Annotated in this window: 9 protein-coding genes and 1 pseudogene; 8 read left to right on the plus strand and 2 right to left on the minus strand. The window is 62.2% G+C overall.

The window, feature by feature from the left end; translation table 11 throughout:
• The first annotated feature begins 118 nt into the window (after positions 1 to 118).
• The 8 genes from pip to KHO27_RS24120 all read left to right on the plus strand — a co-directional run bounded on the left by pip (position 119) and on the right by KHO27_RS24120 (position 10,525).
• Positions 119 to 1,090 carry a prolyl aminopeptidase gene (pip, locus tag KHO27_RS24085; RefSeq protein WP_046853900.1) on the plus strand — a complete coding sequence of 324 codons (972 nt, stop codon included), beginning with the start codon at positions 119 to 121 and terminating at the stop codon, positions 1,088 to 1,090.
• Entirely contained in the window at positions 1,087 to 1,524 is a 438-nt protein-coding gene (gene dtd, locus KHO27_RS24090; RefSeq protein WP_110700372.1) for a D-aminoacyl-tRNA deacylase, read from the plus strand. Before pip ends, dtd begins: the two co-directional genes overlap by 4 nt.
• A 262-nt stretch (positions 1,525 to 1,786) precedes the next feature.
• A complete protein-coding gene (locus tag KHO27_RS24095) occupies positions 1,787 to 3,523 on the plus strand; it encodes a glucan biosynthesis protein G (RefSeq protein ID WP_214500896.1) in 1,737 nt (578 codons plus the stop codon).
• Positions 3,516 to 6,083, plus strand: coding sequence for a glucans biosynthesis glucosyltransferase MdoH (gene mdoH / locus KHO27_RS24100; protein ID WP_110700376.1), 2,568 nt, complete (start codon positions 3,516 to 3,518; stop codon positions 6,081 to 6,083). Before KHO27_RS24095 ends, mdoH begins: the two co-directional genes overlap by 8 nt.
• Before the next feature lie 267 nt (positions 6,084 to 6,350).
• Positions 6,351 to 7,148 carry a transporter substrate-binding domain-containing protein gene (locus KHO27_RS24105; RefSeq protein WP_173862488.1) on the plus strand — a complete coding sequence of 266 codons (798 nt, stop codon included), beginning with the start codon at positions 6,351 to 6,353 and terminating at the stop codon, positions 7,146 to 7,148.
• Positions 7,149 to 7,226: 78 nt separating this feature from the next.
• The gene (locus KHO27_RS24110; protein WP_102685492.1) at positions 7,227 to 8,189 is read left to right on the plus strand and encodes an amino acid ABC transporter permease; all 963 of its coding nucleotides are present in this window, start codon (positions 7,227 to 7,229) and stop codon (positions 8,187 to 8,189) included.
• A complete protein-coding gene (locus KHO27_RS24115; protein ID WP_110700378.1) occupies positions 8,182 to 8,916 on the plus strand; it encodes an amino acid ABC transporter ATP-binding protein in 735 nt (244 codons plus the stop codon). Before KHO27_RS24110 ends, KHO27_RS24115 begins: the two co-directional genes overlap by 8 nt.
• 481 nt (positions 8,917 to 9,397) lie before the next feature.
• Complete coding sequence (locus KHO27_RS24120; RefSeq protein ID WP_214500897.1) at positions 9,398 to 10,525, plus strand: IS481 family transposase; 1,128 nt, start codon at positions 9,398 to 9,400, stop codon at positions 10,523 to 10,525.
• Between the two features lie 700 nt (positions 10,526 to 11,225).
• Here the strand turns inward: KHO27_RS24120 and KHO27_RS26630 are convergent.
• A complete protein-coding gene (locus tag KHO27_RS26630; RefSeq protein WP_371918101.1) occupies positions 11,226 to 12,098 on the minus strand; it encodes a methyl-accepting chemotaxis protein in 873 nt (290 codons plus the stop codon).
• A pseudogene (locus KHO27_RS26635) lies at positions 12,081 to 13,169 on the minus strand (methyl-accepting chemotaxis protein); the annotation flags it as partial. The gene KHO27_RS26630 and the pseudogene KHO27_RS26635, both read right to left, overlap by 18 nt.
• Between the last annotated feature and the right edge of the window lie 76 nt (positions 13,170 to 13,245).

Below are 13,245 nucleotides of genomic sequence, written 5' to 3' on the forward strand. Positions count from 1 at the left end.
TGCTATTGAGCCGTGTCTGCGCCTTGCACATAAGATGATCTTGCTTAGACACATGCTCAAAGCGCAATTCAGGTTTATGATGGCCCACGGCCGAACCAAACCTCACACGGAGTGCGCGATGCAGACCCTCTACCCGCAGATCAAACCCTACGCCCGGCACGATCTGGCCGTGGAAGCGCCGCATGTGCTGTACGTCGATGAAAGCGGCTCGCCGGAAGGTCTGCCCGTGGTGTTCATCCACGGCGGCCCGGGCGCCGGTTGCGACGCCCAGAGCCGTTGCTACTTCGACCCCAACCTGTACCGCATCATCACCTTCGACCAGCGCGGCTGTGGCCGCTCCACGCCCCACGCGAGCCTGGAGAACAACACCACCTGGCATCTGGTCGAGGACCTGGAGCGCATCCGCGAGCACCTCGGCATCGACAAATGGGTGCTGTTCGGCGGCTCCTGGGGCTCCACCCTGGCCCTGGCCTATGCCCAGACCCACCCTGAGCGCGTGCATGGGCTGATCCTGCGCGGGATCTTCCTGTGCCGCCCGCAGGAAATCAGCTGGTTCTACCAGGAGGGCGCCAGCCGTCTGTTCCCGGATTACTGGCAGGACTACATCGCACCGATTCCACCGGAAGAGCGTGGCGACCTGGTCAAGGCCTTCCACAAGCGCCTGACCGGCAACGACCAGATCGCCCAGATGCACGCGGCCAAGGCCTGGTCCACCTGGGAAGGCCGTACCGCCACCCTGCGGCCAAATCCGTTGGTGGTCGACCGCTTCTCCGAACCCCAGCGCGCCCTGTCGATCGCCCGCATCGAATGCCATTACTTCACCAACAACGCGTTCCTCGAGCAGGATCAGCTGATCCGCGACATGCCGAAGATCGCCCATCTGCCGGCGGTGATCGTGCATGGCCGCTACGATGTGATCTGCCCGCTGGACAACGCCTGGGAACTGCACCAAGCCTGGCCGAACAGTGAGTTGAAGGTGATCCGCGACGCCGGCCACGCCGCCTCCGAGCCGGGTATCACCGACGCTCTGGTACGCGCGGCCGACCAGATGGCGCGACGCCTGCTCGACCTGCCCCTGGAGGAGGCATGAAAGGGCTGATCCAGCGTGTGCGTGGCGCACGGGTGGAAGTGGCGGGGGAGATCGTCGGGGCCATCGACCAAGGGCTGCTGGCGCTGGTGGCGGTCGAGCCTGGCGATTCGCCCGAGCATGCCGACAAACTGCTGCATAAACTGCTGAACTACCGAGTGTTCAGCGACGAGCAGGGCAAGATGAACCGCTCACTCAAGGATGTCGGCGGTGGCCTGTTGCTGGTTTCGCAGTTCACCTTGGCCGCCGACACCCGCAACGGCATGCGCCCGAGCTTCTCGACAGCTGCGCCACCGGCCCTTGGCGCGGCGCTTTTCGACTATCTTTTGAATAAGGCACAAGGTCAGCATCCCCAGGTGGCCAGTGGTCGCTTCGGCGCTGACATGCAGGTGCATCTGGTCAATGATGGCCCGGTAACATTTATGTTACAAATATGAGGTCAAAAAACCCTTTGTTTGGCGAAAACAAGGGGTTTTGTACGATAAATAGTTTGTTCAGCCTGATGCGTTGTAACGCGACCTGCTGGATAATCGCGCGCTGCATGAACCTGCGTTCGCAGGTTCGTTTCACTTTGACTCGAGCATTGTCAGGATCCGTTTGGGGAATCATTACGCCCTCACGGGGTCCGAACAGTGCTCGCCAACCCGGCATTTGTCGCTGGCCGTTGGTTTCATGATCTGTTTTCGGCGAGGATTGCTCGTGATTGTAAGCCCCTGTATTGCACCTAGAATCCCCGGTATCCGGCTGCGCAAGGCCCTGTTGGCCGGCGTGGCGCTGGTCGGCCTGATGAGCGCGGGCCAGCTGTGGGCATTCAATCTGGACGATGTTGCAGCCAAGGCAAAGGATCTGGCCGGTCAGAAGTTCGAGGCACCGAAGAGCAACCTGCCACCGGTGTTCCGCGACATGAAGTACGCCGACTACCAGAAGATCCGCTTCCTGCAGGAAAAGGCCGAGTGGGCCAAGGACAAGACGCCGTTCAAGCTGTCCTTCTATCACCAGGGCATGCACTTCGACACGCCGGTGACCATCAACGAGATCACCGCCAACAAGGTCAAGGAAATCAAGTACGACCCGAGCCGCTTCGAGTTCGGTGACGTGCCCCATGACGCTGATGCCACCAAGAACCTCGGCTATGCCGGCTTCCGTGTGCTCTACCCGATCAACAAGGCCGACAAGCAGGACGAGATCATGACCCTGCTTGGCGCCAGTTATTTCCGCGTGGTCGGCAAAGGCCACCGCTATGGTCTGTCGGCCCGTGGCCTGGCCATCGATACCGCACTGCCGTCGGGCGAGGAATTCCCGCGTTTCCGCGAATTCTGGATCGAGAAGCCCAAGCCGAAAGACAAGCACCTGGTGATCTACGCCCTGCTCGACTCGCCGCGCTCCACCGGTGCCTACAAGCTGACCCTGCGCCCTGGCGAGGACACCCTGGTCGACGTCAAGTCGCGCGTCTACCTGCGTGAAAACGTCAGCCGTTTGGGCATCGCCCCGCTGACCAGCATGTACCTGTTCGGCCCCAACCAGCCGTCGAAGGTCATGAACTACCGCCCGGCCCTGCATGATTCCGAAGGTCTGGCCATCCACGCCGCCAACGGCGAGTGGCTGTGGCGCCCGCTGAACAACCCGAAACACCTGGCCGTGAGCAACTTCAGCGTCGAGAACCCGCGTGGTTTCGGCCTGCTCCAGCGCCAACGCGCCTTCAGCGACTATGAAGACCTCGACGACGAGTACGAAAAGCGTCCGAGTGCCTGGATCGAGCCGAAGGGTGATTGGGGCAAGGGCACCGTCGACCTGGTCGAGATTCCGACCGCCGACGAGACCAATGACAACATCGTGGCCTTCTGGAGCCCGGAAAAACTGCCTGAGCCAGGCAAGCCGTTCGAATACGACTACCGCCTGCGCTGGACCATCAAGGAAGACCAGCTGCACTCGCAGGAGCTGGGCTGGGTCAAGCAGACCCTGCGCTCTGCCGGTGACGTCAAGCAGTCCAACCTGATCCGCCAGACCGACGGTAGTGTTGCCCTGCTGGTCGATTTCATCGGCCCGAACCTTGCGGCGTTGCCGGCGGACACCGCCGTGCGCAGCCAGGTCAGCGTCGGCGACAACGCCGAAGTGGTCGAGAACAATCTGCGTTACAACCCGGAAACCAAAGGCTGGCGCCTGACCCTGCGCCTGAAGGTGCAGGATCCGAAGAAGTCCACCGAGATGCGCGCCGCGCTGCTGCGTGACGTGCCGGTCGAGCAACCGAAGCCTGCCAAGGAAACCAAGCAGGACAAGGCCGCGGCCAAGCACGTCCACGCCAAGGCTGAGAAAGCCAAGGCCGAGCAGGCTGCCGAGCAACCCGCCGCCGACGCGGCATCCACCAACGGGGCCCCGGCCACCACCGAGAAGGTGCTGACCGAGACCTGGAGCTATCAGTTGCCTGCCGATGAGTAACTCAAGCACAAGGCCGGAATCGCTTGGCGAGTACCTGGCCCACCTCCCTCTGAGCGATGAGCAACGCGCGGAACTCGCCCGTTGCACTTCGTTCAGCGAGCTGCACCAACGCCTGGCGGCCAACCCGGCCGCCGCCACCGCCGAGGCCGTCCAGGCTTCGGTGGGTGCCCGTCTTACCGTAGGCAGCGCCGCCGAATTGGAAGAGGCCGAGATGCTCGGCGTCGATGGCAGCGGCCGCCTGTGCCTGAAGATCGCCCCACCGATCAAACGCACCAAGGTCGTGCCCGAGCCGTGGCGCACCAACGTGCTGATCCGCATGTGGCGGCGCATGACCGGTCGCACCAACGCCCCGCAGCCGCCCAAGCGCGAGCTGCCGCCGGCGCGCTGGCGCACGGTCGGCTCGATCCGCCGCTACATCCTGCTGACCTTGATGATCGGGCAGACCATTGTCGCCGGCTGGTACATGAAGGGCATCCTGCCGTACCAGGGCTGGTCGTTCGTCGACCTCGACGAAGTCATCCACCAGCCTCTGTGGGACACCGTGGTGCAGGTGTGGCCGTATGCGCTGCAGACGTCCATCCTGATCCTCTTCGGCATCCTGTTCTGCTGGGTATCGGCGGGCTTCTGGACCGCGCTGATGGGCTTCCTCGAGCTGCTCACCGGGCGCGACAAGTACAAGATTTCCGGCAGCAGCGCCGGCAACGAGCCGATTCCCGCCGAGGCGCGTACCGCGCTGGTGATGCCGATCTGCAACGAAGACGTGCCACGGGTGTTCGCAGGCTTGCGCGCCACCTTCGAGTCGGTGGCTGCCAGCGGCAACCTCGACCGCTTCGACTTCTTCGTGCTCAGCGATACCAACGACACCGATATCGCCGTGGCCGAACAACAGGCCTGGCTCGACGTGTGTCGCGAGACCAAGGGCTTCGGCCGCATCTTCTACCGTCGTCGCCGGCGCCGGGTGAAGCGCAAGAGCGGTAACCTCGACGACTTTTGCCGTCGTTGGGGCGGCGAGTACAAGTACATGGTCGTGCTCGACGCCGACAGCGTCATGAGCGGCGAGTGCCTGAGCAGCCTGGTGCGCCTGATGGAGGCCAACCCGGACGCCGGCATCATCCAGACCGGGCCGAAAGCTTCGGGCATGGATACCCTTTATGCGCGCATGCAGCAGTTCGCTACCCGCGTATACGGCCCGCTGTTCACCGCCGGCCTGCACTTCTGGCAGTTGGGGGAGTCGCACTACTGGGGCCACAACGCGATCATCCGCATGAAGCCATTCATCGAGCACTGCGCCCTGGCGCCGTTGCCGGGCAAGGGCGCGTTTGCCGGTGCGATCCTTTCCCACGACTTCGTCGAAGCCGCACTGATGCGCCGGGCCGGTTGGGGCGTGTGGATCGCCTACGACCTGCCGGGCAGCTACGAAGAACTGCCGCCGAACCTGCTCGACGAGCTCAAGCGCGACCGTCGCTGGTGCCACGGCAACCTGATGAACTTCCGCCTGTTCCTGGTCAAGGGCATGCACCCGGTGCATCGCGCGGTGTTCCTCACCGGGGTGATGTCGTACCTGTCGGCGCCGTTGTGGTTCCTGTTCCTGGTGCTGTCGACCGCACTGCTGGCGACCAATACTCTGATGGAGCCGCAATACTTCATCGAACCGTTCCAGCTCTACCCGCTGTGGCCGCAGTGGCACCCGGAAAAAGCCATCGCGCTGTTCTCCACGACCATCGTGCTGCTGTTCCTGCCCAAGCTGCTCAGCGTCATCTTGATCTGGGCCAAGGGTGCCACCGAGTTTGGCGGGCGCATCAAGGTCACCTTGTCGATGCTGATGGAGATGCTGTTCTCCATGCTGCTGGCGCCGGTGCGGATGATCTTCCACACCCGCTTCGTGCTGGCCGCGTTCCTCGGCTGGGCCGCGACCTGGAACTCGCCGCAGCGTGACGATGACTCGACCCCGTGGAGCGAGGCGGTACGTCGCCATGGTCCGCAGACCCTGCTGGGCATCGCCTGGGCCGGCCTGGTGGCTTGGTTGAACCCGAGCTTCCTGTGGTGGCTGGCGCCGATCGTTGGCTCGCTGGTGCTGTCGATCCCGGTCTCGGTGATCTCCAGCCGCACCCGCCTGGGCCTGGCGGCCAAGGACGAGAAGCTGTTCCTCATCCCCGAGGAGTACGCTACGCCGCAGGAGCTGCTGGCCACCGACCAGTACACCCATGAAAACCGCTGGCACGCCCTGCACGATGGCTTTGTCCGGGCCGTGGTCGACCCGCGCCAGAACGCCCTGGCCTGTGCCATGGCCACTGCGCGTCACGGCCAGGCGGCGCCGATCGAGGCGCTGCGTGTTGAGCGCGTGGCCAAAGCGCTGGAAGTGGGGCCACAAGGCCTGGACCTGAACACCCGCCTGGCGCTGCTCAGCGACCCGGTGGCGCTATCGCGCCTGCACGAGCAGGTATGGGCCGGGCACAACACGGCGTGGATCGATGTATGGCGCGCTTCCATCGCCAACGATCCGCACTCGCCGTTGCTGCCGCTGCATCCGGAGCACGTGGTCCAGCCAGCACTGGCATGATTGCGTCGCACCGATAATCGCGGGGCACGTCGGGCCGCCGCATCGCCGCTCCCACGCCGTATCAACGGTGCGTGGGAGCGGCGATGCGGCGGCCCGACGTGCCCCGCGATTGTTTTTCCCTCATCGATTTTTGGCCAACAAAGTCCCCGCCGGCTCTAGGTCCCGGCCTTCGCATGCGTTAGCATCCGTCCCGACATTACGCATCGGTCTATAGGACCGTGCTTACAAGAAAAATCTGCGTACTTCTTGCTAGGGGACTTGGTGATGATGAAGAAATACCTGTCGCGACTGCTGGTAGGTGCGACCGCCCTGATCGCGGTAGCCACCGCCCAGGCCGGCGCCATCGATGACGCGGTCAAGCGCGGCACCCTGCGTGTGGGCATGGACCCGACCTACATGCCGTTCGAAATGACCAACAAACGTGGCGAGATCATCGGCTTCGAAGTCGACATCCTCAAGGCCATGGCCAAGTCCATGGGCGTCAAGCTGGAGATGGTCTCCACCGCCTACGACGGCATCATCCCGGCGCTGATGACCGACAAGTTCGACTTCATCGGTAGCGGCATGACCCTGACTCAGGAGCGCAACCTGCGCCTGAACTTCAGCGAGCCCTTCATCGTCGTCGGCCAGACCCTGCTGATCCGCAAGGAGCTGGCGGGCGAGATCAAGTCATACAAGGACCTGAACAACGAGAAATATCGCCTCACCTCCAAGCTTGGCACCACCGGTGAGATGGTCGCGAAAAAGCTGATCGGCAAGGCCAAGTACCACGGCTACGACAACGAGCAGGAAGGGGTGATGGACGTGGTCAACGGCAAGGCCGACGCCTTCGTCTACGACTCGCCCTACAACGTGGTGGCGGTGGAGAAGGCCGGCGCCGGCAAACTGGTGTTCCTGGAAGAGCCCTTCACCTACGAGCCACTGGCCTTCGGGCTGAAGAAGGGCGATTACGACAGCATCAACTACATCAACAACTTCCTGCACCAGATCAAGCATGACGGGACCTACGATCGTATCCACGACAAGTGGTTCAAGAGCAAGGATTGGCTGAAGGAAATGGAATAAGGCCCGGGTCGAAAACCCGAGCGCTGACCTCGACGCGCAGGCAAGCCCTGCGCGTTCGCATTTACGGAAGTACCCCACGTGATCAAACACAAGAAAGCACAGTGGCCCTGGCACGGGCTGACCGCGCTGGTCCTGGTGGGCCTGGCGATCAGCCTGTACCTGGCCACCTCGATGATTTCCTACGAGTGGCGCTGGAACCGCGTTCCGCAATACTTCGCCTACAAGGCCGAGGAAACCCAGCGTGCCGCCAATCCTGGCACGGTCGAGGAAATCGTGGTGTCCGGCGACAACGCCCGGGTCACCCTGAAGGACGAGAGCGGCGACACCCAGGTCGTCGAAGTGGCCAAGGACAGCATGCTGCTGACCCGTGGCGACGACGTAGCCGAGGGCGATGCCATCGGCGTCACCCGTCACTGGGCCGCTGGTCCCTTGGCCTGGGGCCTTTGGACCACGTTGTGGATCTCGGTCATCTCCGGCGCCCTGGGCCTGGTGATCGGCCTGTTCGCCGGATTGTGTCGGCTGTCGAGCAACCCCACCCTGCGCGACCTGTCCACGGTCTATGTCGAACTGGTGCGCGGCACGCCGCTGCTGGTGCAGATCTTCATCTTCTACTTCTTCATCGGCACCGTGCTCAACCTGTCCCGGGAGTTTGCCGGGGTAGCGGCGTTGGCACTGTTCACCGGCGCCTACGTCGCCGAGATCGTCCGCGCCGGGGTGCAGTCGATCGCCAAGGGCCAGAACGAGGCGGCACGCTCGCTGGGCCTGAACGGCGCCCAGTCGATGCGCCATGTGATCCTGCCCCAGGCCTTCAAGCGCGTGTTGCCACCGCTGGCCGGGCAGTTCATCAGCCTAGTCAAGGACACCTCGCTGGTGTCGGTGATCGCCATCACCGAGCTGACCAAGAGCGGTCGCGAGGCCATCACCACCTCGTTCTCGACCTTCGAGATCTGGTTCTGCGTGGCGGGCCTGTACCTGCTGATCAACCTGCCGCTGTCGCACATCGCCAGCCGGCTCGAGCGGAGGCTTGCGCAAAGTGATTGAAGTCCGTGACCTGCTGAAAGTCTTCGACACCCGCGGCCAGGTAGTGCGTGCGGTGGACAACGTCACCACCCAGGTCGCCAAGGGCGAAGTGGTGGTGGTGCTGGGCCCGTCCGGCTCGGGCAAGTCCACTTTCCTGCGTTGCCTGAACGGCCTTGAGCATTTCGACCAGGGCCATGTGTCCATCAACGGCGTGCAGCTGGACGACCCGAAGACCGACATCAACGCCTACCGCCGTGAAGTCGGCATGGTGTTCCAGCACTTCAACCTGTTCCCGCACATGACCGTGCTAGAGAACCTGTGCCTGGCGCAGAAGGTGGTACGCAAGCGCAACAAGGCCGATCGGGAAGCCAAGGCCCGGGCGTTGCTGGAAAAGGTCGGTATCGCGCAGAAGGCCAACGAGTACCCGTCGCGCCTTTCTGGCGGCCAGCAGCAGCGGGTGGCCATTGCCCGCGCCCTGGCCATGGAGCCGAAGGTGATGCTGTTCGACGAACCGACCTCGGCGCTCGACCCGGAAATGGTCGGTGAAGTGCTCGATGTGATGAAGACCCTGGCCCAAGAAGGCATGACCATGGTCTGTGTCACCCACGAAATGGGCTTCGCCCGGGAAGTAGCTGACCGTGTGTTGTTCTTCGACCATGGCAAGCTGCTGGAGGATTCGCCGCCCCAGCAGTTCTTCGCCGCGCCGAAGGACCCACGGGCCCAGGCGTTCTTGCGGCAAGTTTTGTGAGGGTTTTGAGGCCTGCGTAATTCGTGGGTGCAATATATCTGATCAAACTGTTCAGGCCTCTTGCCATATATTGGTGAGAGGCTTGGCTGTCGAAATATCTCTAGCCTCCAATTAAAGAACGCTCTCTCTTGATCTTGATCTTGATCTTGATCTTGATCTTGATCTTGATCTTGCTTCTAAGTGCGCGATAGATCAGGCGACACAAATTGCGACTTCAGGAGGCCGAACGGAGGGCTTGCGCAGGGAGGTGACGGGCATGGATGCCCGTCAAGCGCCGATCAGGCCATGGATGGCCCGTCGGCGCGTCCTCCCGGAGCGAGCCCGGAGTGAGGGGACCCCGGAGCGAAGCGTAGGGGCCGGATGAACGGAGCCGAACGGTTTTGCCTCCTTTTCCCAAGATGTATGGACCGGACACATGGTGGACACGTGTACGGAGACATGGTTGACACTTTTCGGCAAGCAATCTGCCGGGAATACGACCATGCCTTGGAACGCGAGAGATGCCATGAGCTTGAGAGAAGAGTTCGTTAACCTGGCCAATCACCCGGACGCTAATATGAGGGAGCTATGCCGCCGGTTCGGCATTAGCCCTCAGACGGGTTACAAATGGCTCAATCGATTTCGACAGAACGGCCTGCCCGGCTTGCAGGAGCGCTCTCGAAAGCCGGCCGCCAGCCCTCGCAAGACTCAGCCTGGGCTAGAAGAGGAAGTGATTGCCATCCGTAAGGAGCACTCTACGTGGGGTGGCCGAAAGATCAGTCACCTGCTTGATCAGCGAATCTGTGCCAGCACCGTAACCAATGTCCTGCATCGGCATGGATTGATCACCGCAGAGGCATCCGAGGCCGCTAAACCATGGACACGCTTTGAGCGCGAAGCCCCGAATGATCTGTGGCAGATCGATTTTAAAGGTTTCTTCCAAACGGCTCAGGGACCTTGTTATCCGCTGACGCTGATTGATGACCACTCTCGCTTCAACCTTGTGATACAGGCCTGCGCACATCAGCGCACAGAGTTGGTCATGGAGCACCTGACCGATCTGTTCAGCCGGTATGGACTGCCTGTGCAGATCAACGCGGATAATGGCTCGCCCTGGGGAGCACCAAGAAATCCTGGAGAACTCACACCGCTAGGTATCTGGTTGGTTCGACTAGGAATTCGACTGACTTTCAGCAGACCAGGGCACCCACAAACCAATGGCAAGGATGAGCGATTCCATCGGACGCTCAAGGCCGAGGTACTGACAGGGCGCAGCTTCCGGGATCTGCGAGAAGCGCAGGAAGCTTTCGACCTCTGGCGGGGCATTTACAACTACAAGCGTCCTCATCAACAGCTGGGCTACAAAGTGCCGGCAGATCGCTACCAGATGAGCAGGCGGGCCTTCCCAAGCCGTCTACCGACCGTTGAATACGGTCCCGACGATATTCTGGTGAAACCCTACAGCAGTCAGTTTCGCTTCAAGAAGCGCTCATTTCGGATAGCGAAGGCGCTAGCAGGCTATGTATTGGCGCTCCGCCGCAGCGATCAAGGGCCCGACCATTTTGATGTTTACTTCTGCCAACACAAGCTGCGAACCATCGACTTCAACAACCCCGACGGTAAGCGATAATGTGTCCACCATGTCCCCGCACATGTGTCAGCGATGTCTCAAGTCCATACACCAAGAGAAAAGGAGGTCGCCGTAAAGGCGAAAAGGTGACTGTGCGTCGACATGGCGAATGAATGCGCATATAACTTTCAAAACATACGCTGTGTAAGTCAAAGTCAAAGTCAAAGTCAAAGTCAAAGTCAAATGCGATTGGTGTGGGTTTTTACAGTTGTAAGCGCATTCATTTGCTATAATGACGCATAGTCACCCTTTCGCCACCCGGCGAGTCACTTTTTGTCAAACGCGACAAAAAGTAACCAAAAAACGCTGCGCTCCATTCATCCGGCCCTCCGCTTCGCTCCGGGTTCCCTCACTCCGGCCTTGCTCCCGGGAGGACCGCGCTGAACGCCCCATCCTGGGGCGCAGCGCTTGACGGGCATCCATGCCCGTCACCTCCCTGCGCAAGACCTGCGTTCGGCCTCCTGAAGTCGCGAAGTTACGGGCGGCGCCTGGGCTGACGCAGCTGTCGCTAGTGGGCTGTGGGGGAACCTTCTGATCGCCAAAGCCAAAGCCAAAGCCAAAGCCAAAGCCAAAGCCAAAGCCAAAGCCAAAGCCAAAGCCAAAGCCAAAGCCAAAGCCAAAGCCAAAGCCAAAGCCAAAGCCAAAGCCAAAGCCAAAGCCAAAGCCCGGGGCTGGAGATTTGAACGCACGGCCGGAAGGCCTAAAGGCTGAACCGCCCCACCATGCCCCGCAACTGCTGCCCCAAGTGCTCCAGTTCCCCGCTTGAAGCAGCGGTCTGCTCACTGGCCGCACTGGTCTGGTCCGACACATCACGTACATTGATCACGCTGCGGTTGATCTGCTCGGCAACCACGCTCTGTTGCTCGCTGGCCGTGGCGATCTGTTGGTTCATGCCCTGGATGCTCGATACCGTTTCGGTGATCTGCCCCAGCGCGGCACCCGCCTTGCGGCTGAGCTCGACACTCTGCCCGGTCAGGCTCTTGCTGTCGTCGAGCAGGCCGGTGACCTCGTCGGTACCACGGTGCAGGCTGTCGATCAGCAGCTCGATTTCCTCGGTCGACTGCTGCGTGCGTTGGGCCAGGCCGCGCACTTCGTCGGCCACCACGGCGAAGCCACGCCCTGCTTCCCCCGCCCGGGCTGCTTCGATGGCGGCGTTTAGCGCCAGGAGGTTGGTCTGCTCGGAAACCGACTTGATCACATCTAGAATCGATCCGATGCGCTGGCTTTCACCGGCCAGGTGGCCCATCGCGGTGAGGCAGCGGTCCATCTGGCTTGCCAGCTGCTCGATGCGGGCGATGGCTTCAGCCACCACCTGATCGCCCAGCTGTGCCTGATGATCGGCGGTGGTTGCCGCCAGCGAGGCTTGTTCGGCGTTCTGCGCGACTTCCTGTACCGTGGCGCTCATCTGGTTCATGGCCGTGGCCACCTGATCGGTCTCTTCGCGCTGCTGGCTGATGCGCTCGCGCGTATCCACGCTGGCGCAGGCCAGCTCTGCCGCTGCCTTGGACAACTGGCCGACGCCCTGATCGATGCCGCCGAGCAGCTCGCGCAGGCTCAAGGTCATCTCGCGCATGCTGGTCTGCAGCTGGCCCATCTCGTCACGGCGGTGCACCGTCTGTACTTGGCTGAGATCGCCACGGGCGATGCGCGCGGCCTGGGACAGCACCTGCCGCAGAGGTTGAGTCACCTGTCGGGTGATCAGCCAGGCGGCCAGGATGCCGAACACCAGCGCCAACACGGCCACGCTGGTCAGCAACGAACGGTCGGCCAGGGCCTCGTTGTCGCGCTGCTCGACCTTGCGCTCGCTCAGTTCACGGCTCACGGCCTGCAGTTCGTCGCCCATTTTCTCCATGCCGTCCTGCAGTTGCTCAACCTTGAGCGCAGCCTCGCGGTATTGGCGCAGGGTGTCGCGATAGCGGTCCAATTCCACCTGTGGCCGCTGGGTCAATGTGGCGGGCAGTTCCAGTGGGGCAATGGCCCGCAGCAACTGTCCCAGGCTGACGTTCGCCGCCTGCAGCGCGGCATCGCCCATGCTGGCGAAACTGTCCTGGGGCGAGTAGGTATAGGCCGGCACTTGGCTTTGCTGGCTGGCGGACTCGATATGACGGCCCAGGGTATCCATAAGCCCGACTACGCTGCCTTGCTGGCCATCGCCGGGCAGCTTGAGCAAGGCCTGGGTCTGCAGTTCGTCGATCACGGCTTCGAGCACGCCTGCCTGCGCCTGCATCGCCGCACGCAAGCCTTCGCGGCTGTCCACGGTGCCTTGCAGGATGGCGAAGTCGGCCTTCAGGCGCTGCAGCAGCTGCAGTTTCTGGTTCAGCATCTGCCGCGACGAATCGACGCCGCTGCGTTGTTGCAGCAGGGTCAGGCGGTCGTGCAACTGCTCCAGGATGGTCGCGATGCGGGCCTTGCTGACGTCGTCGGCAAGCACCCGGTAAGTGATGCGCTCGGCACGCAGGTCTCGGGTCAAGTCGTTGAGTTGGCCGATGTCGCTGAGCTGCTCCGAGCGCTCGATGGCGCCGTCCAGGGCGCGCCAGCCGCTGAGTGTGGTGGCCAGGGTGAGCAGCAGCACCACGGTGAAGCCCAGGGCGAGCTTGAGCCCGACGCCAAGGTTGCCGAGCTGACGGTCAAGGTATCCGAACATGGCAGGTCTCCGTCCAATTGAGAAATGGCCATAGCGCTATGTTGCCGCTATGACCCTTGCTCATCGGCAGGGAGTC

The organism is Pseudomonas sp. RC3H12, assembly GCF_018596375.1.
Taxonomy (GTDB): domain Bacteria; phylum Pseudomonadota; class Gammaproteobacteria; order Pseudomonadales; family Pseudomonadaceae; genus Aquipseudomonas.

Coding starts and splice junctions, on each gene's coding strand:
- dtd (WP_110700372.1), top strand. CDS start 1,087: ATGAAAGGGCTGATCCAGCGTGTGCGTGGCGCACGGGTGGAAGTGGCG.
- pip (WP_046853900.1), top strand. CDS start 119: ATGCAGACCCTCTACCCGCAGATCAAACCCTACGCCCGGCACGATCTG.
- KHO27_RS24120 (WP_214500897.1), top strand. CDS start 9,398: ATGCCTTGGAACGCGAGAGATGCCATGAGCTTGAGAGAAGAGTTCGTT.
- mdoH (WP_110700376.1), top strand. CDS start 3,516: ATGAGTAACTCAAGCACAAGGCCGGAATCGCTTGGCGAGTACCTGGCC.
- KHO27_RS26630 (WP_371918101.1), bottom strand. CDS start 12,098: ATGCGCGAGATGACCTTGAGCCTGCGCGAGCTGCTCGGCGGCATCGAT.
- KHO27_RS24105 (WP_173862488.1), top strand. CDS start 6,351: ATGAAGAAATACCTGTCGCGACTGCTGGTAGGTGCGACCGCCCTGATC.